The sequence below is a fragment of the Haladaptatus rarus genome (genome assembly GCF_054177585.1).
This window is the reverse complement of sequence record NZ_JBPEHG010000017.1, coordinates 74,406-94,588: the sequence shown is the minus strand read 5'-3', so window position 1 is coordinate 94,588 and position 20,183 is coordinate 74,406. Positions and strand designations below refer to the sequence as shown.

Sequence of the window (20,183 nt, the reverse complement as noted above, 5' to 3'; positions counted from 1 at the left end):
GAGACTCATCGGGAGAGCCGGAGGTACGTCCAGAGTGGGATCTGGAGAATTGGCTTCGAGCCATCCTCGACTACGGTAACGCCTTGTTCCAACGCCTCCCGTGCATTCGTCAACACAATCCCGAATGATGGCTCGCTATCGAAGACTGCGGTTTCATCATCACTCAGAGAGCCAGCATACTCGCTTTGCTGGACGTACGTACGCCGCTGCTCAGCGAACGTTCCCGGCACAGAGTTGTACAGTAGTTCGTCGACCTTGTCTCTCTCAGTGGCAGATGCGCGCCCACCAAGGAATTCCTGTAATGCGTCGAACCCTGGTGTGTCCGTACTACGGTGGAGTTCGTCTAAGCCTCTCTTGTACGACCAGAGAATTGGAATCGGTGTTCCGTTGATCTTAGGAACGAAATCGACAGTCCCCTTCGTCCCGACCCAGAACTTGACGACGCCACGTTTCGGGTCGTGGATATGGTTCAGTTCGTTCGATAGTCGAAGCGTATGATCGAACGCGATAGCTTTCGCGAGGGCTTCGTCTAATCCCGGCTGGCGACGAAGGACATCATTGAGATCATTTCGGCAGAACGCATTAGTGATGCCTGTATCTCTGAGGTAGAATCGAATTTTTCGAGGGCGCTGGTTGTCATACTCCGGTGCTGCCGAGAGGAGATGCAGTCGTGAGAGAGTGCTGAGATACTTATCACGGAGGGTTCGGCGGTCAATATCGAGTACCGCAGTCAAATCATCGAACAACACGTCGTCGATTGGATGTTCGTGAGCAGCTAGAGCACAGAATCTCTCTAAGCCAGATGCGTCCTTCACCCCGCCAAGGTTTGTCGCTGCACGGATGAGATCGTTTCTGAAGTCGCTAAGTGTGCTCCGCTGGAGTTCCTGGAGATCTACATCCCCGCGACTGCGAATTACATCAGAAAATCGTCTGTCGTCCAGCGAGACTCCTTCCGTAGCAATTCGGTGGGCTACTGTCCCGCCGGTTGTGCTGTAATTGGCAATCTCTCGTCGGGCGGTAGACGCGTCAACGACTGACGCAGTTTCTTGTGACTGAATCTCCGAGACGAAGGAATCGAGCTTTCCGCTTACCAGACTCTTCCGAATCTCATCTTTGACCGACCTCTCATCGAATCGCTCATCGGCTGGTGCGAGTTCGATATCACGATACCGCATCTGGAGAAAGTCTCCGAATCCCAGGGGATACACATTCAAATGCTCCCGAGGGAGAGGGGAATCCTGATCCAGAGAAGAAACAGATGTGAATCGTTCTCTTACCGCCTCCAGAGAGAGACCAGTAATGACGATTTGACGTTCTTCGTGTTCTTCCAGCAACTCTGCGAAGAGCTGTTCCCAGTGACCCACATCTTGATTACCACGTTTGTTGGGTCGTTCAACGAGATGGACGTCGTCGAAGAACAGATAATGCGTAGGTGACTGATGCTGTCGGAGGACATGTGTCTCAAAATGGTCGACAGCAGCTCGGAGTTGTTCTTCAGGATGTAGCTGGAATACTGGATCGTCACGAAGTGGAACGTAGAGAACGTTTGAAGAGGGAACCAAGTTCTCGTGAGCCTGTTCACGGTGACTCGAGTCGCGGAAAAACTTCTCAACGAAGTTCGAGTCGATATGCGCCGCAATCAGCTGACTGAGAAGGCGACTTTTTCCTGTGCCGTCCGGGCCGGTCGCGGATAGGAGTCGACAATCTCCCTGATGAAGCGCCTCGTACGACCGATAGAATACGTTCCGCAGCGACGAGAATTCAGCAGACGTTGAGCCGTCACTCTCAGTATTCCACCACGGGTTGTATTGGTCAAGTCGTTGAATCAAGGTATGTCCAGAGGTGATGGAGTCCGGATCAAACGTCATAGATGGTTGTATATAGTCGATTAAGCTACATGGTAATGCTTCTTTCTACTGGATCAACCCGTTGGTGCGCGGATTTTCAGACGTACTTTCGGCTATACATGTTGTTTTATTGTGCCCCCCCGACATTCACCAGATAATGAGTAGTGGGAAGCCGAGTTGGAAGGATTTCGATCGTGAGGAAGCAGAGCAGTATAGCGGTTTTATTCTTGGCTCGGCCTCAACTGCGGAGTACTTTATCGAAGAGACCTCTGACCCGGATGCGTTACGGTACTTAGTCGAATCACTCACCGTTGATCGGGATGTCTCCGGCGATACCGACGTTGTCACGCAGGCCTTGCTTACGTCTAGGACTACTCCGTTCGATGTCAAGCAGACCGTCGCCCAGCGGAACTACAACCTCAATGAACCGCTCGTTCCCGACACGGTCAGAAAGAACGCGCTCACTGCAATCAAGGTCGGAAAGCCGATCGTGCTGTATGGACCGACAGGCACTGGAAAAACCTACTTCGCGAAACAGCTCGCATTAGAAACCTGTCTGGACTACTCTATCCATACTGCAACTCCGACGTGGACACCTGCGGACATTACAGGAAGCATCCAACCCGAGACGGAGGGTGGTGAGATACAGTATCACCGTCGAGCGGGTTGTGTCTCACAAGGGATTCAAAAAGCAAACGAATATCACGACAACTGGGGTGTGATCATCGACGAGATCACTCGTGCCGACATCTCCCAGGTATTCGGGCCTCTATATACAGCCATCGAGGACGAAGAGCAGGTTATCTTCAAAGATGACGACGGTACGCCACTCACACTCAACAACGACGTCAAGATCATCTGTACGATGAATATGTCGGATCGGACGGTGAACGAGCTCGACAACGCAATCACCCGACGGTTCGCCATGATCGAACTCAGTCGGTATGGTGACGAAGAACGAGCCGAACTCTTCAGTCGGTGGATCGGCCAACTGGACTCGGATATCGCTATCGACACCGATGAACTTGGTGAACTCTTCGAGCGTCACCACCAAGGGATAAACGAGGGAAGCACGACGACGGGCGAGAACGGTATCATGGAATTCGGACCGATGCACTACCGCGACGTCACAGAGTTCCTTACACATGCCTGCGGGAATGATGGTCCATACGTCGGCGAAGAGGGTATCGCCGTCGGCCAAGCGTTTGCAACGTACATCACCCCTCGGTTGTTGAATACGGCGGCATTGCCTCAGATCAATCGGCTGGCTAGTCACTACGAAACCCTCGACGACCAGTTCGAATCGTTCGACCTCAGTCCAGCAGTCGACCTCGCGGAGCGTCAAGCAGAAGCTGAGGAACGCGAGATGGGCGTCAGCGCGTATGAGTGAGGCAGTTCGATACGACTACGGAACCTCCCTGTGCTCAGTCCAAGAGAACAGGAAGCTCATCGTCGAAGAGTGTGATCCAGCGACAATCAAAGAGGAACTCCGTGCAGCTAACTTCGTCAGGAGAGGCAGCAAGTTCGTAAAGAAACGGCCTCGACTTCGGTCCCGTCAGAACGGGAGAGGATCCGACTCAAACTCGCTTCAAGTGCTTTCGGTACGAGTCGTCGACGACACGCTCCATGTCAAGCCCTCAGACGTGGTCGGGATCGTCAGACTGGTACCCGGCATGAGCGTCCAGGTCGAACCGAAGGTCGACTGGGAGCACGTTATCGAGATGTTGCTTACCGTCTACGACATCGATCGGACGCAGTCGTACTACGGAGTCCCTCTCGACGAACTACTCTCTAGCGGCGTTGAATCGACTCGAATCATTGCGATATTGGCAATTAACTACGTCCACGGTATTCGGACAATTCGCCGCAACGGGTTCATTCGGGATCTCAACATTCGGCGACGAAACGGTTTCCAAGGACTCGGATCCGTCGACGTAGAACAGACGCTGATGAACCATGCGACTGGCAACCCAGCACCGTCATGGGTTGAAACACAGGTTGAGTACTCTAACCCCGTGAACGCAGCCATCCATATGGCTGGGAAACTTCTCCTTCGACTCCTCCAGCAAGAGCGCGAAGGCCACCACCATCCCCGCCAGGACGTCCTTCTTTCGATGGTACATCAAGAAGTGGAACGGATGGAAGAGCTGGAGATTCGGAGCAGCCAGAAGCACATCGGAAAGTATCGGCGGCTATCTCTGCACGACCTCCCACGGCAACGGCATTACTATCGGCGGGCATTCCACACGGCACAGTCCTTACTCTCGTCAACGCTACTTGGTCAAGCAGGAGGGGGCCCACAGGAACTCCTCGTCGACTATGCTCTCAGCATGAACACGTTGTTCCAGGATTACTCCCATCGCATTCTCAACAAGGAGATTGAGTCGATCCGAAACATCGATTTCCTCGACCAACTGTCCGGAGTCAAGTGTAAACCAGAACATTCGATCTACCCCTTCGAAGGAAACTCCGACGCTCGCCACGAACCCGATCATCTCTTGGTGAATTCAGAAGAGACACTCGCAGTGTTGGATTCAAAGTATTACCAAGAGGCGAAGAATCCTGTGAACGACTCTGATTCGCGGTCTCGGATGTTCGCTTACGCATATCTGACCGAGAGTGACCGAATGGCGTTCCTCTGTCCACAGTACCGCCCTGTTCGGCTCCCAGTCCAGTATACTGACGGCGAAATCGAAGTCATCTCGCCCGAGGAGCAGTTCACCTGTGAGGAGTATAGGGCATTAATCAAGGAGTACATTCTGGATACGCTGGCACTCAAATACCCCGAACTCCAGGCTTTTGATGCAGCGTCCAATGGCCACCTGTGCCTCAGTGGGACTTCGGAGGGAGATCTCTCACGAGTCTATGAAACGAGTGGGCCGTTCAGTATCAGTAACGCTGCTACGTTCGCAGATCGAGTTATCTCTGCGATCGTCTTCTCATCCTATGGGCCGAACAAGCCCGAGTTAGACGACCAAGGTCGCTGGACGAAATCTCGAATCAAGGATGCGTGCCAGAAGACCGACGAAGAAGGTCATCCACAGTATCCGCAACATGAGACAACGTGCGTCCCCATTTACTCCCCGGACGGGGACGCCGAACACGGGACTGTCACACTGTATTTCATCCGGTCAACGGAGGAGGGTGTCGTCGTGGATACGGAGGGGCCATGGGCCCTGATGTGAGATCAAGGGATTTACACCCGGAGTGGGGCCACAAGCCATCCAGAGTCGCGTTTCTTTATTTGGCGGCCGAATACGGGCTGTAGCGAGTGAAATTCTCCGTCAATTTCTACCTCATACGAATCGCCAGCACCTTGGATATCGCCGTCGACAACGAATTGTATCGCTGGTAGAGGACGTTGGCTGTTGAGGTAGTCCATTTCCTGGCGCATTGTGGAGACTAAGCGATTGCGGAGGTCTTCGTTCCCGGTGAGGACCTCCTCAAGTCCGGCTACACAGATTTCATCAGGGAGATCTCTGTTCTCGAGCTTCGTCACGAATTCTTCGACGGGAACGCGGTATTCTGCAGACTCTCGCTCGCTGCTGACGATGATATTGTACATACCCGCAACCGCGTCGATATCGCTCATGTCATTTTGAACGACTCACTGGGGTGTGAAATACGTTAGTCCTGGAAGAGCCGACGATACTCCTCATCGCCAGTGAGATTCGCAAGGTCAGTTGCCACATCAAGCATTTCTCCAGTGATTTCCATCCCGCGTAGTTTCTCCATTGTTGAGGTCTCTTGGGCAGCGTCGTATCGTAGAAGTTGCACGCTTTCGAGGGCAGAGAGCGAGTCCACAGTCTTTTCTTGGAGATAAGCGAGCCGTGTTTCGTCGTTCCATTGGGTCAATTTGAAGCCGGTGTCCGTATCGAAGAGTGCCCGGCGACGGAGGTCCTTTGGCTTGACATTCGTGCCGCGACAGAGGCGAGTTACATCCTCAAGTGTAGGAGTCTCCATTGCTAAGAGATCAAGGTAAATCTGATCAGGGCTGACATCACCAGCAATTATATCATATATCTCACCGACGACTTCGTTGGCGTTCATCACCGCACCTTCACGGTGAACTTTCGCATGGTGCTTGGAGTACTCACGGAAACACCGCCCGAGTTCGACGACACTGATGTCGCCCTCAGATAGCGTTTGACCCTCTCGGATATTTTCGCGTGCTTGACGTGCCTCTCTGTGCATACGTCGCCGTAGAGAGGACCAGCTGACTGGTTCACGCTTCCCTGCAGGGCGAGCAACGACGATGACGCTGAAGCTGAGTCCCTCCCCCATCACGAACTCGCTGAGGTTTGCGGAGATTGGGTACGTTGCGGTGACGTCGAAACCTTCGTCACAGAGCGACTGGAGTAGTGTTCCCCAAGATGCCTTCCCACCGTGACGGTACGTGAACACGAGAGCGCCATCGTCCTTCAGGACGTCCCGCATCCGTGAGAAGGACTGTTTGAGTTCCGTCTCGAAGCTGGTGTCATCTTTGCCGACGGCAGGGTTCGCGACGATACTCCTTCGCCGTGGCGTGTTCTCAGCGTCAAAACAGGGATACTCATCAGCCAAGAGGAGCCGTTGCCAAGCGTAAAAGAAGTCGGAGACTTCTGAGTAGATTACATTGTCATAATACGGTGGGTCGGTGATGATTGCATCGTACTCCGTCTCAAGATCGACCTCACGAACGTCTCCTTGGTGTAGTGTGTATTCCCCGCCAACCGGAGTATCGAAGGGGTCTGTTTGCTTGAGCTCCCCACTTTGGAGGTACCGCTCCGTTGGGTGATGAGCGAACTCAACGGCGTCGACGATCTTCTCCCACGTATTCTTGAACGTCCCACGTCCAGCCCTCGTGCCCCAGACGTTGTTTTCCGCGTATTCGACGAGTGGCGTGTACGAATTCTGTCGGAAGATGCCCTCAATCTTTGTTCCAGATATGCTGTACAGAGCGAAGTTGTTCTGGAACATGAGGGAATCGCTAAACGCGAGGAGGAGATACTCCTTGATCTGCTGATCTTCGATCGTATCTATGGCGGAGAGAAGCGTGGAGAGGCAGTAGAGCTGGCGCGAATTGAACATATCCTGCCACGTTTCGTAGCCGTGGCTGAATACATCGTTGCCGTTGATCCGAGAGGCTGCGGTGATTGCTCCCTCGGGAATAGCACCGTCAGGTGCATACTCACGGAGCGATTCGGAAGCCTCCCACTCGTCCTTCGCGTGGTTGAACTCAGCGAGGTCCTCATTGGTGGCCGCCTTGTACCCCTTAACTGTTGACCGGTCCTTCCCTTCGTCGTCGCACGTTGTACAGTAGAATTCGATCGCGTAGAGGTCCTCAGAGTAAGACTGGCCGTCAGCGATGGCATCGACGATGGAGTATTTGAGTCCACACGACGGACAGCCATAGTTCCCACCGCGTGACACCGGTCCGTTTGCTGGAATATACTCGTGACCACACTCCGTACAGGCCGACTCAGACCGATAGTCATCGGTCAAAAAGACCGACTCGCATTCGGGGCAGTAGACGTTGTACTTGCCGTCGTTCTCGTATCGTCCGTTCGCGACACGATAGTCTTTGAACAGAGGAATCGTCTCACCACAGGACGTACAGTCTAACTTCCGGACCCAGAGCGCGTACACAATATCAGCGACGTGGTCGACATCGTGAGGACACGTCGTGTGGTAGTGTGACTTGAGGTCCTCAGCAACAGCATCCCGCACGTCTTCGAAGGCCTGCCGAAGCTTGTCGAGGTCTACCTCGTGAGCCTCCATTTCCTTCTTCGAGATGAACCACGCGACGGGGTTCAGGTCGACGCCAGTAACATCTGCACCGAACCGAATCGCCTCCATGAGGCTTGTTCCGCCACCCATGAACGGATCGAGGACGGTCTTGTCATGTACTCTGACGTCCTTGGGGTACAGTTCCCAGAGTGCGTCTGGGTTGTGCAGGCTGACGGCATCGACGAGTTGAGAGATATCAACCCCAGCATGGGGCTCGTCAGTATCATCAGCGAAATCAGAGAGATTCAGCTCCTCTCGTCCAGGCTCTCGGACGTCCACCGAAGATGGGTCGTCGATCAGCGTGTACAGCGAGATTGCGCGAAATACGCTGCCGAGCTGTCTGGCCCACCACTTGTGCATCGTGGACAGCGGACGGTAGTAGAGTTTAGCCCGGCCTTCGCGGTCGGCGAGATCGTTTACCTGCTCGATGGGGAAGCCACGCTCGATAGGGAGCTCGTCCCGTGAGTCCACGCCTGGGTCAGACATGGTGAACGGTGGCCTCGTGTTGATATTTGAACGTGCGCGTCATTCGAACTGGATGGTGATATCGATGCCAGTAGCAGCCTCCGGGATGTTCTCGAGGATGTCGGCGACGATCTCGTGGGACTGACCGAGTTCGAGCTGGAGGTCAGCGTGTGCCAGTTGGAACTCGGCGATGCCTTGCAGTCCACCTGGTGCAGCACCGTCGCCATTGGTATTGAACGAAAGTGAGCCGTATGAGACGGAGCCAGACTCGTGAGAGTCGTCCCATTCCGTCCGCATTTCGGACGGGCTGTCGCCCTGGTACTCGAAGGTCCACCCCTCCTCCGGCGGGATACGGAACCCGGCACCGGGGAACCAGTCTGCGGGGTCGTCCGAGCCGGTCGCCCCAACGACGTAGTGAGGGTCAGCCTTCCCGAGATTGGCGAGCAGGAAGTGCTTGACCGCGGCCTCTGACTCACTCGACGCACAGTCGGTCTGTATCGACTGTACCTTGAACGTCTCCTCCTCGTTGAGATCGCGGATGTGGTCCAGAATGCGCTCGCCGACGTCGTCCGCGACCATCGGTGCGACGACGACAGACGTCGGCTCTCGGTCACCGAGGGTGCTGACGTAGTCGCCGCCGGTTTTGAGCTTGTAGCCGTCTGAGAGAAGCGCACTGACCGCGCTCCGGAACGCTGAATCGGTATCGTCCTTTGGGAGATAGACCTCGGTGTCGTTGCGGATCGCCGTGAGGACTTGACTGGTGTTGGCCTCACCGGCAGCTTCGATCGCCTCCTCGATTCGGGACCGGACCTCGTTCGGTCCGATCGTCTCGGCGTCCGAGACATCGCGGAGAGTGGCGTCAGAGCGGACTTTATCGAGCACTTCGCTGCCGCTGACGAGGATGTAGTGATCCGCGCTCGCGAGTCGGCCAGCGGCCATCTTGACGGCGTCCTCGGGGCTCTGGTCGTGAATCCACACGTCCGTTCGCTTAGTGAGATCGAGTTCGAACGTTGCGAGGTCGACTTCCTTCGTTCCCGAACCGAACCGACTGCGGAGTTCGGATTCAACCTCGTCGGTCGACCACTTCTCGACGTTGCTCTCCAGAACGAGCACGGTATCCTGCGTGAGGTTGCGGAGTTCGTCTTTGAATCCGCTACCGTCGTGTGCAAGAACGGGTTTGTCCTCCAGCCCGTTCTCGGCCGCCTCGACGATATCCGCAACACTCCCCGGAATGGGGTACGTCGGGCTCATCAGGAACTGCTCGTAGATGTCGTCGATGGTCGTCTCAGCTCGGCTGCTGAGTCGCTCTTGGACGATATCCCAGACGTGGCGCTGCAGGTCGAACGGATCCGCTTCTACTGCTCCAGCGATATTGCTGGCATTCAGCACCGGTTCAGTGGCGACTCGATTCTCAAGCGCAATCTCGGCCGCGTAGTCGAACTCATTGAGAAGGTCATCGCCGTCGACGAGTTCACCATACGCGCTTTCCAGCCGTTTGAGGAGTTCCGCCTCATACTCGTCGTGAAGCCCTTTGATGTCCTCGCGAATCTCCTCGGATAGGTTGTCGTCGTCCTTACGGATCTCCGCACCGAGGACCTCTTTGGCTTTGCCGAGGAATTTCTCCTGCTGGGAGGTCGGCGAAATCGATTTTCCGTTCTTCGGTTGGACGAAGACAAGCGTGTTCCGCCACTGCCGGCCAGCTGGCTGGTTCTTGATGATCTCCGCGACGCTCTCCTCGTCCCACGGGCCATTCTTCACGACAACCTTGATGTTCTGGCTGTCGGGGACGCTCTCAAGCGTCTCGTCTGTATTGAATCCGACCGCGTACGCTCCTGAGCCGAATAGCTTCTCGACGGTGTCGCCGATGAGATCCATCGCCTCATCGTCCTCGACGTCACGGGCCGCGTTCTTGACGAGCGATCGCGGGTTCTCGTCCTCGCGGATGACGTAGCGGTCATCAGAACGCCAGAGGTGGTAGACCTCTCCCTGGAGCCGCTCGAGGTCGACGATGATGTCGTTGATACGGTCTCCGGCGTGGTACGTGCCGATGACGATGTCTGAGGTGGTCGCCCCCTCAGCGAGTCCGGGGGTCAGCGAGTAGATGAGGACCGTGCTGAGGATGGGGCGTCCGTACGGAATATCGGCGTCACCGAGGCGGTCTTGAATATCGTCGAAGCAGCAATTCGCTCGTGAGTGCTCGACGTTGATGCGCGTGAGTTCGTCATTGTAGTCAACTGCATCGACCTCGCCGTGAGTGATGAGGTCGGTCTCTTGGAACCGGTCGACGAGAACTCGGGCGAAGAGGTAGAGCATCCCACGAGTCGCACCGGACTCGGTTTCAGCGAAGAACCGCGTCTTCATCGAGTCGATGAGCACGGGGTGGAACGGGTACGTCTCGTACATCTCGTCGCGAAGCCCGCTCGGGAGGTCGACGTAGTCCGTATCCGCGTACGCCTCGATATACTGGTCGACGAGCGCCCGCATGCCCGAGCGGTCGTCGATGGAGTCGACGAGGCGGTGACGGAGGACTTCCTTGATGTCGACTTGGTTGGACATGTTGACCTGCACGCGGTCGTTCTCACGGGCAAGGATGTCGTGAACGCCCGAGCCCTCGCGCAGCACAGAGACGAACGCGAACAGCTCCGTGTTCGGACGGGAGGTCGTCTCGAAGAGTGCCTGGAGGAAGCCACGGTTCGCCTCCTTTCGTCGTCCCGTGAGCGAGCCGAACCAGTCCTCGAGTTCGTCCATGAAGAACGCGACGGTACGGTCGCCAACGGCGTCCTGAATGACATCGATCGTCGGGTAGCCACCGTCCTCGTCGTACTCCTCTTCGTTCGGCTCGTAGTCCAGACGCTCGAAGAGTGGCTCCCAGAGGTACTCGTACTGCTGTTTCTGGAGGGAGACGACGACAGGAAGTGCATCCTCGGGGAGCACATCGCCGAGTCCGTCGATATTCTCGCTCGCCCAGTCACCGACGACATCCGGCGACTTGAAACAGTGATACATCGCCACCATCTGGTGGGACTTCCCGGTCCCGTACGGACCGTACATCTCGTGGAGTCGGATGTTGTCCTCGCCCTGGAGGGTATCCCGGAGGCGTTTCATCGAATCCTCCAGTCCGCCCGTCAGCAGCGTGCGATCGAAGAACCGCCGTGCGTCGGATTCCAGCGTCCCCGCGTCGCTTTCAACGTCGTACAGGCGAATCTGACCCTTGATGAGGCCATCACCCTCAGTGAGTTCCGGACTGAGTGTCAGAACGTCATCGATGGTCTGGTGAGTTCCTTCCGCGCTCATGTATGATTGACACGATGGAGGACTCTCTTATCAAAGTGCGTATTCAAAGAGTCATAAATTGTAGCTATACCCAATTTAGCTAGTCAGGAATCTAGTACTGGTTCATAAAGAACATAGTAATGTATACTCTCCCAATTTGGTGCCAAAATAGAGTTAGGATAGAATCAGTACTGCTGAGAAAAGGAACTCCCAGTAGTTAGTTACTCGTCCGAGATCTCTGAGAGAGTAGTGTTGACGCCAAGCATCTTCAGGTATGTCTCATCACTTGTGACTGCAGCGAGGTCTTCACATAATTCCTGAAGCTTGTCCATATCCCAACGACTGAGATATTCCTCTCTCGACCGGTCGTGCTCGTACCGGTAACGGAGGAAATGAGCCTTATCAAGAGTAGTCAAATCTCCGTTGCCTTCTTCAACTCGACTCTGGACATACGCCTGGCGCTTTTCATCATCCCAATCGGAAAGGACGAAGTCACCGTTATCTATACGGAAGAGGCGCATCTCTTTCATTGTCTCTTCAGACGCATCAGAACGCTTGAGATGCTTGTTGAAATCACTGTAGGATGGTTTCAACTCCTCCAGAAGATCAAGGTAAACATCTTGTTCACCACGTTCACCCTCTTGGATGATTCCGTAGATTTCCGTGACAACCTCCTTTGCGGTCATTATATCGCCCGCACGTCGGACTTCATCGTGATGCTTGGAATACTCCTGGAAGCATTCACCCATCTCGATGACACCGATGTCCCCACTAGCAAGTTCGCGATTCTCCTCTAGCGCTTCACGAGTTTTCTTTGCAGTCTTAACAATACGCCGGCGGAGCTGATTCCACGAAATTGGTTTGCGCTCGTTAGTTGGACGGGCAACGATAGTGATATCAAATGAAACAGACTCGCCGCCGATGAATTTCATCATATCCGAGTTGATCGGATACGTAGCAGTCACTTCGAACCCGTTGTTACAGAGTGATTCTAGTAGTTCACCCCAAGACTCCTCATCGCTGTGATGATACGTGAACGCGAGTGTCCCGTCGTCTTTCAGGGCACGATTGATTACTGCCAATGCCTCACCCATCTCGTGTTCGAAGTCTTCTGCGGTCTTCCCAAGGTAGGGATTCGTAACAATAGACTCAGCTCGTGGGGTTTGATCTCGGTCAAAGCCAGGATAGACGTCCTCTAGCAGGATCTTCTGCCAGACATAAAAGTAGTCAGCCAGTTCGGAGTAGATTATGTTGTCATAATAGGGTGGATCAGTGATTACTGCATCAAATTCATTTTCTGCAGTAATATTACGCATATCATCCTGGTATACCTCTGAATTATTACCGATAGGTTGGGCAAATTTCGGGCTTTCAACTACGTTTCCATCCTCAAAGTATCGGTCTGTGGGTGCCCCAGCATACTCAATTCCTTTGACGATCATGTTGTACGTACTCCGGAATCTACCAATTCCGTACTCTGTTCCCCATAGATTTCCTTCGGATGCGCGCTGTGGGGGGTCAAATGAGTTCGACTTGAAAAGGTTAGTAGTATGGTTCCTTGCCGCTTGATATGGAACCATCATAGTGTTGAAATTAAGTGCTTCCGAAAATGCAAGAAGCAGATACTCCTGAGCGTTCTGATCGGACACTTTCTCAATACCCTTCAGGAGTGTCGCGAGGCAGAGTAATTGGCGCTCATTGAACATATCTATCCATTTCTTCAAGCCATGTTGGAATACATCACTCCCGTCGACCGCAGATGCTGCAGTTTTTGCGCCACGAGGAATTTCTTCGTCAGGAACATAATCATGAAGATCGGTCCTCGTGTTCCAGTCACGTTTTGCCTTCTCAAACAGTTGCTTGTCAGCGGGCTCAACCTCTTTATACCCCTTATATTGGCTTTTTTGACGACCTTGACTATCGCATTCTTCGCAATAATACTCTAAAGCATAAAGCCGCGTCCGAGCCTTACCCTGCTCAGCGATAGCGTTCGTTATGGATTCTTTCTGACCACACTCGGAACAATTGTAGTAACCGCCTCGGGAAACGGTTCCCTCTTTCGGAGTCCACAAATTGCCACACTCGTTGCACTCACTTTCGTCCTGCCAATCGTCAACAAGTGTAACCCCATCACATTCGGGGCAGTAGACGTTGTACTTGTCGTCGTTCTCATAGCGTCCGGCCGCAACACGATAGTCTTTGAATAGAGGAACAGTATGACCGCATGAGACACAATCCAGCTCCTTCACCCAGAAGTTGTACATCACGTCGGCGTCGTGGTCACCATTTGGGCATGGAGTCTTGTAGTACTGGAGAATCTCGTCAGCGACATCTTCCTTCACCTCCTCAAAGGCAGCTTCCAGTTCTTCGACATTGGTTTGTCCCGCTTCGAGTTCCTTTTTCGTAACAAACCAAGCGACGGGATTGAGATCTACCCCGACAGAGTCAACCCCAAACCGAGAAGCCTCGACGAGCGAAGTTCCACCACCCATGAACGGATCGAGAATTTTCTTGTTCTTGATACGGACATCCTTCGGATAGAACTCCCAGAGAGATTCTGGATCGTCCATTGAGACATCGCCAATCGCCTCAACGAGATTCTCTTTGCTCAGTCCGTTACTCCCCAATGTCTGGTTCTCACCAGGCTCATACACCTCGACATCATCAAGGGTCGTATTCTCATCGAGAAGCGAATAGAGCGAGATAGCCCGGAAGAGACACCCCGGCCGCCGTGCCCACCATTTATGCATGGTGTAAACGGGACGGTAGTACTGCTTCGCTCGGCTCTCTTTCTCCGCAATCTCATTCACTCGCTCGATCGGGAAGCCGCGCTCGATGGGGAGTTCAGAGCGGCCCTCCGATTCCTCAGAATGTTCCTGTTGAGACATTAGTCGACCTTACCGACCTTTTCTGCAGGAGTCATATAAAAATACGCAACTGGTCGCAGACCGCTTCACGCAGAGACATCCCGCTCGTGAACTTGATAAATAAGCACTGACGGTGTAGTACTACGTACGCAGATGGGCCACGTCTACTACCACCATCCCGGTGACAAGCAGTTCTCCCTTGACTTCGTGCATCCCGATCCCACCGAGATCGTCTCGCAGATCGTCGGCTACGACGACGTCGCAGTGAAGGTCCAGAGGTACGACATCGACGAAGCGTTCTACGTCGTCTACACGTCCCGCGTCGGTGGTGGGCCCGTTCGTGAGATTGACTTCGATCTACAAGCGTCACTCGCGGAGATGAGCGAGGACAACAGCACCATCGTCGTTCGGCTGCTCGAGATCTACCGCGCCCTCATCGCTCAGAACGAAGAGGAGGAAGGTGTTCCTGTCGAGGCGTACAAGAAGGAAAATGTAGATGGACTTGCCGATGTTCTCAATCGGACGTCGTGGAAGGGCTCAGCAACAGCTGTTGCAGGTCGGCTTGCCTCGAACCTGATTCTGAAACACGCACTTCCGAACGCCAACCATCGGACGGCTGTCGCACTGGTCCAGTTCTACCTCCGGCGTCTGAATCCGGACTTCTCGATGCCGGAAACGTCCGTCGAAGTCGACCCAGAATCGTACGACTGGCGGGAGTGGGTGAACGAGTACATCAACGAGTCGAAGCGGCTGTTGACCGTTCGACGGAAGAACGTCCTCTTCAAGCATCTGTACCGCTTCGGCGCGAGAACGCTTGAGCGGAAACACGCGGTCGAAATCGACTTGACTGCATACGAGTTGGATATGTACCCGAGTGAGGCGAAGGTCGTTTACGCGGAGCAGCATGAAGAGCTCTGGATCGAGTTCGTCGAGGAGGCCGTCGAACGCGCAGGCTATCCGGAGCTGAAGGAAACGCCGGGGCTATCGAAAGCAGAGTTCGCTGAAAAGATTCGGAACCTCGACTAAGTGGCTCTGTTAGTCTTGGAGCGTGGCGACTGTTCGGCCCGTTTCCTCGGCCTCTTCGCTGCGCGACATATTGTACGTCGCGAGCGCTTCGTCAACCGCCTCATCAAGACTCATTGGTCAACCTAATCTTGACTCTTCCAGCGTATAAACGCTTGCATGGCACCAGAAGAGTATCATACGCCCTCAATCCACCGCTATAGGCTCGAACACGGGTATTCCTCCTACACCGATGCAAAGATTCTCTACTCCAAGACTCGATCTGAGGCGCTCTCGAGATGGGAGAAGTTGTAAGATACTGGTGCTGAGATGAAGAGTATGAATCTCCCGCTGGACCCGACCCAGAACGACGCCTCTCCACAAGAACTCATCCGCAATCTTCCCTCACAAGCGGCTCGTCGACGCGTCCTTCAGGCCGCAGGTATCTCGATGGACGTCGATGACCGGAGCTTTGCCGACGCCCTCAACGAACTCTCACAGATCCAGCTGCGACGAGCCGCGTCACAGCTCCAATTCGCGGGGGCTCGAACGGTCTACTATTATCGCGTGGACGGACTACACCAAGTGTCGCCGGAGGGCGCGACGGGTCGGGTCGGTGATGTCGGTTCGCCGGGCGTCTACGGGTCAGAGGTCCAGACCGTCACGAGCGAACACGACCGAATCTTCGTCGTCTGCAACGTACCCGAAACAGGATCACAGGCCCAACTGACCCTCACGAAGGAAGACCGACCGACAACCGTCGCGACGTTCAAGCCGAGAACGCAACTCCTTGCAGTTCGCGCCCCAGACAAAGGGACGGCAGATGCGACCGTCCAAGCATTCAAGAGTTACTTCGAGCTGGACGATGCAACACGAGTTTCGTTCCTGGATAACGGATTCAGAGGTCGGTTTGAAGACGCCTGCGTCGACGGCTATTCGACCCTTCGACTCCGGAATACGAACGCCTACGATAACACCCGCGAAATCGAGGTTCGCTCGAAGGAGCCTGAGTCTGGGAGTATCTCGGACGTGCGGGTCGACTCAATCGTCGAGGATTTGCTTCGCCGAGGAGATACGGAGCTTGATGCAGCTACCGGCCTCGTGTCTCTCCCGACTGACGTTCGTTCACCAGAGACAGGTGAACCGCTGCACCCACGAGTGACAATCGGGTTTGTCGAAGGATCCGCTTCCTTCGAACAGTTCGTCCCTGAGCAGGTGTTGATTGCATTCGACGACGTGGTTCGAGAGGCCATCTGACGGTTCTTTGGAATTGGGGTGAAACAATCACGGGTTCGTCTCGCCGCAATCAGGACAGTATTCGAACCACGCACCTTCCTTGTGGCTTCTGTGTTGGCAGCGTTCTGGTTTCTCTTCCAGGGTCACGAGATTCAGGTCTGGATCCGGCGGTCCACCGAAGAAGATGTCCGTCCGCTCGTCTGCATAGCCTCGAAGGTTTGTGAGGAGACGAACCGGGCAGTACTGGCATTCCTGAAGCTCGATCTTCGGTTGGTCGGCAAAATTCGTCCAGACCGCCTCAGCCGCTCCCCACTCGTGGAACCCTTTCGGACCGCGGCACCGATCGATTTCAGGTCGATCAGCAAGTGCCTTCTCCAGTACTGCATCATGGTAGCGCTGGGTCAGTTGCTCCTCGAAATCGGAGGGATACTCGACGACCAGCGTATTCTGGAGCACGCGTAATGGCAGGTCGGGGGTCGTAATCGACTCCGGATTGTACACGTACTCGCTGGCGTCTTCATCGTATTGACGGCGAAGGGTGCAGGGACGGCTGGTACAGATTTCGTAGTCTTCCTCGCAGGTGAGGACGTATCCAGGGACAGTTCCCCAGTTGTGTTCGCCGGAATACTGGTAGCTCTCACACTCGATGAATCGCCTCGCCGAGTAGTCGCGAACGCTGTACCCGGGGGCGTCCTTCGAAGCGAAGGCGTCGTTAACGACCGAATAGTCGAGCTGGTCCGTACCGAAGTCTTGGGAGGAGAGCCACGCGACGGAGTACCCTGCGGTCAGGTAGTCGTGGGTCGTCGTTCGGATATCCTTCTCGTGGTGTCTGTGCTGAACTTCGATGATGACGCCGTTACCGAAGAAGGCGTTCGGCGTTGTGAATTCTAAAAGTGCGTCGGCCCGTCGAGTACTGTGTTCACTCCCGCTGTCGGAGACGTCGAGTGTCACCTCCGGCGCACACTGTGCGGCCTGGTGGCCGAACTGTTCGGTAAGAGCTGCGACTGCGAGGGCGACACACCGAGCATGGGTGTCTGATTCACCGGTCGCTGCGATCGAGCAAGATGTTCGAGCGTCTGTGCTGGGATGGTAGAAGTGGCGAGCACGTCCGTCGCCGTCGCGTGGATACATTACGTCCTGGCATTCCGGACACTCGACGGCCTCCTGATCCGGAATCATTGCCGGCACGACGACGGTACCGTTCTGCAGCGCACGGAAGGGCACGTTGTTGAAAGTCACTCAAAGGATGGATTTGAGTGTGTCGCTGATTGACAAGTGAGTGTCTGAGTGGAGCTCGGGAATGAGTCTAATTTGGAGAAAGGCGGCCTTCAGGCCGCACTACGCGAGTTCACAGCTGTATTCGATTTCTCAGCCGTCGGAATGGAAGGTGATTCTGGAAATTTCCGGAAACAGGCGGGTGCAGAGACGGAAACCGCTCGACTGCGTACGGTCGTCACGACTCTTAGAAGCCCCACTAGCTACTTTCCGGAAAGGACCCGGTCATGCTTATAAGTCTTGACGAGAAATCAGTCTGTCACTACCGCATGATTCGCGATGCTCGCGTCCTTCGTGCCGGGTTTGTTCCCAGAGAAGTCGAGCATCGCGACCAGGAGGTCAACCACCTCTCCAGTGTTCTCGAACCGATCACGAACGGGGAGCCCGCCGACACAGCAATCGTCACCGGCCCCAGCGGCGTCGGGAAAACCTGCATCTCCCAGTTTGTCACCGAACGCCTCCGCGAAGAGGTGCTCGACGTCGAAGCCACCTACGTCAACTGCTGGCGCAACTACACCCGATTCCGAACGCTCTACCAAATTCTCGATGGGCTCGGAGAAACCATCGACATTCATCGCCAGTCGACACCCCACGACGAATTGGTTGACCGGCTTCAGCAGTACGACGGCCCCCGGAGAGTCGTCATCCTTGACGAGGCCGACCAACTCGAGGATGCCAGCGTCATCTACGACTTGCACAGTCTCCCCCAGTTTGCGATCATCTGTATCGCCAACCAGGAACAAGAGCTGTTCAGCCGCGTCGACGACCGCCTTGTGAGTCGACTCCGCTCCAGCGAGCACGTCCGAATGGACAGCTACCACGACGAGCAACTGTACGACATCCTGCAGGCTCGTGCCAAATGGGGCCTCGACCAAGATGTCATCACCGACGATCAGCTCTACCGGACTGCGGATGCGGCTGCTGGTGATGCCCGTCTCGCCATCGGGATTCTACGCTCGGCGGCCAGTAAGGCCGACCGTGAGAATGCCGAGAGGATTACCGACGACATTCTCCTCGATGCTGCAACCGATGCCCGGGCCCAGATAAAGCAGAAGAGCCTCGATTCGCTCACACCCCACCAGCGGATCGTCTACGACATCGTTCGCGAACACGGCCCGCTTGGGCCAAGCGACATCCACGACCACTACACTGAGGAAGTCGATGACCCCCGGACGAAACGGACCGTCCGGGCGTATCTCTCGAAGATGGCGCAGTACAATCTTCTCAAGGCGGAGGGCACGAGTCGAGATAGAGAATACTCGATCGTAACGACCTCAGTTGCTTCAGCAACCGCTTAAAAGATCACAGAACATCAACAACATCATGACCACACTCCCCACACTGTTCGAAACGTTCCTGTCAGACATCCGGCCGCAGGAGAATCACAAAGACGCCTACAAGGAGGGCCACGAAACTCTCCGTGATCGCTTGCAGAATGACGACGACATCGACGAGTTCTACGTTGCAGATTTCCTCCAAGGGAGCTATCGTCGGTGGACGGCCCTCAGACCCCAGGAAGACGAAAAATCCGACGTTGACGTCGTCTTTGTCTCAGACCTCAGCAGCGACATCGATGCCGACGCAGCGCTGGAAAAATGTGAACCGTTCCTGAAGGAACATTATGAGGGGAAGTGGGAACCAAATGCGCACTCTTACAAGATCGAGGAAGAGGAGGTTGAAATCGATCTCGTCTTGACAGCCGCACCCAGCGAGGCGACACGCGAAGTCGTGAAATCTCTGGGTTCACTGGACGTAGGAACAGCACTGAGTCCGGACGACCTTTCGACGGTTGCAGAGGCCCTCAATATCTCGGCCGATGGCGACGACGAGTGGAAGGACGAACCGCTCAAGATCCCACATCGAGATGAAAACGAGTGGGAGAATACCCATCCCCTTGCGACTATCGCCTTCACCGTAAATAAGAACGATATCACGGATGGTCACTACGTGAACGTTGTCAAAGCCATCAAATGGTGGCGGCGAACGAAGACCCCCGACGTTGAGGGACCGACAAGCTATCCCCTCGAACACATCGTTGGTAAGTGCTGTCCTCATGATATCGACAGTGTCGCCGAAGGCGTAACAAGGACGCTCGAAGAGATCACACGGCAGTTCAAAACGGAAGCGATGACTGAGGAAACCCCCGTCTTGCCTGCTCACGGTCTCCCAAAGACTCCAGAGAATAACGTCCTCAAGCAAATCGACGGAGGAGATTTCGCGGCGTTCTACGATGAGGCAGAGGATGCCGCAGAGCTCGCGCGAACGGCACTGGATGAGGAGGACAAAGAAACGTCGAGAGAATACTGGTACCAACTTTTCGGTGAGAAATTCCCTCCATTCGGGAGTGACGACGATTCTGACGATGGAGGGGAGAAAGCGATGTCATTGGGGTCATCGTCGCAAGTAGACGATCCATCGGACCACCAGTTCGCCGAGACGGACAATTGAC

Annotated in this window: 13 protein-coding genes; 7 read left to right on the top strand and 6 right to left on the bottom strand. The window is 54.9% G+C overall.

The features are described from left to right. Positions 1 to 5 precede the first annotated feature (5 nt). A complete protein-coding gene (locus tag ACR3FE_RS23770; protein WP_458210327.1) occupies positions 6 to 1,175 on the bottom strand; it encodes a DUF4143 domain-containing protein in 1,170 nt (389 codons plus the stop codon). 39 nt (positions 1,176 to 1,214) lie between these two features. On the opposite strand from ACR3FE_RS23770, the gene ACR3FE_RS23765 reads away from it, so the two are divergent. From ACR3FE_RS23765 to ACR3FE_RS23755, 3 genes are all read left to right on the top strand, one after another. Then, complete coding sequence (locus ACR3FE_RS23765) at positions 1,215 to 1,436, top strand: hypothetical protein (protein WP_458210326.1); 222 nt, start codon at positions 1,215 to 1,217, stop codon at positions 1,434 to 1,436. A 568-nt stretch (positions 1,437 to 2,004) separates the two neighbouring features. After that, a complete protein-coding gene (locus tag ACR3FE_RS23760) occupies positions 2,005 to 3,237 on the top strand; it encodes an AAA family ATPase (RefSeq protein ID WP_458210325.1) in 1,233 nt (410 codons plus the stop codon). Beyond that, positions 3,230 to 5,032, top strand: a complete 1,803-nt coding sequence (locus tag ACR3FE_RS23755; protein WP_458210324.1) for a hypothetical protein — start codon at positions 3,230 to 3,232, stop codon at positions 5,030 to 5,032. The genes ACR3FE_RS23760 and ACR3FE_RS23755 overlap by 8 nt, the downstream gene beginning before the upstream one ends. Before the next feature lie 11 nt (positions 5,033 to 5,043). On the opposite strand, the gene ACR3FE_RS23750 is transcribed toward ACR3FE_RS23755, so the two are convergent. The 4 genes from ACR3FE_RS23750 to ACR3FE_RS23735 all read right to left on the bottom strand — a co-directional run bounded on the left by ACR3FE_RS23750 (position 5,044) and on the right by ACR3FE_RS23735 (position 14,242). Next, positions 5,044 to 5,439 carry a DUF8076 family protein gene (locus tag ACR3FE_RS23750; protein WP_458210323.1) on the bottom strand — a complete coding sequence of 132 codons (396 nt, stop codon included), beginning with the start codon at positions 5,437 to 5,439 and terminating at the stop codon, positions 5,044 to 5,046. Positions 5,440 to 5,474: 35 nt separating this feature from the next. Next, positions 5,475 to 8,102, bottom strand: coding sequence for a DUF1156 domain-containing protein (locus tag ACR3FE_RS23745; protein WP_458210322.1), 2,628 nt, complete (start codon positions 8,100 to 8,102; stop codon positions 5,475 to 5,477). A 39-nt stretch (positions 8,103 to 8,141) separates the two neighbouring features. Beyond that, positions 8,142 to 11,375 carry a DUF499 domain-containing protein gene (locus ACR3FE_RS23740; RefSeq protein ID WP_458210321.1) on the bottom strand — a complete coding sequence of 1,078 codons (3,234 nt, stop codon included), beginning with the start codon at positions 11,373 to 11,375 and terminating at the stop codon, positions 8,142 to 8,144. 200 nt (positions 11,376 to 11,575) lie between these two features. Then, a complete protein-coding gene (locus ACR3FE_RS23735; RefSeq protein WP_458210320.1) occupies positions 11,576 to 14,242 on the bottom strand; it encodes a DUF1156 domain-containing protein in 2,667 nt (888 codons plus the stop codon). 132 nt (positions 14,243 to 14,374) lie between these two features. Here ACR3FE_RS23735 and ACR3FE_RS23730 point away from each other — a divergent pair, with 132 nt between their 5' ends. Together ACR3FE_RS23730 and ACR3FE_RS23725 are read left to right on the top strand one after the other, a co-directional pair. Further along, on the top strand, positions 14,375 to 15,247 hold the full coding sequence (locus ACR3FE_RS23730) for a DUF8172 family protein (RefSeq protein WP_458210319.1): 873 nt from the start codon (positions 14,375 to 14,377) through the stop codon (positions 15,245 to 15,247). Positions 15,248 to 15,562: 315 nt separating this feature from the next. Continuing rightward, positions 15,563 to 16,480, top strand: a complete 918-nt coding sequence (locus tag ACR3FE_RS23725) for a hypothetical protein (RefSeq protein WP_458210318.1) — start codon at positions 15,563 to 15,565, stop codon at positions 16,478 to 16,480. A 27-nt stretch (positions 16,481 to 16,507) separates the two neighbouring features. Here the strand turns inward: ACR3FE_RS23725 and ACR3FE_RS23720 are convergent, their stop codons facing one another. Next, complete coding sequence (locus ACR3FE_RS23720; RefSeq protein ID WP_458210317.1) at positions 16,508 to 17,683, bottom strand: competence protein CoiA family protein; 1,176 nt, start codon at positions 17,681 to 17,683, stop codon at positions 16,508 to 16,510. A 320-nt stretch (positions 17,684 to 18,003) separates the two neighbouring features. On the opposite strand from ACR3FE_RS23720, the gene ACR3FE_RS23715 reads away from it, so the two are divergent. After that, positions 18,004 to 19,032 carry a Cdc6/Cdc18 family protein gene (locus ACR3FE_RS23715; RefSeq protein WP_458210316.1) on the top strand — a complete coding sequence of 343 codons (1,029 nt, stop codon included), beginning with the start codon at positions 18,004 to 18,006 and terminating at the stop codon, positions 19,030 to 19,032. 25 nt (positions 19,033 to 19,057) lie between these two features. Next, complete coding sequence (locus ACR3FE_RS23710) at positions 19,058 to 20,182, top strand: SMODS domain-containing nucleotidyltransferase (protein WP_458210315.1); 1,125 nt, start codon at positions 19,058 to 19,060, stop codon at positions 20,180 to 20,182. The last annotated feature ends 1 nt before the right edge of the window (position 20,183 follow it).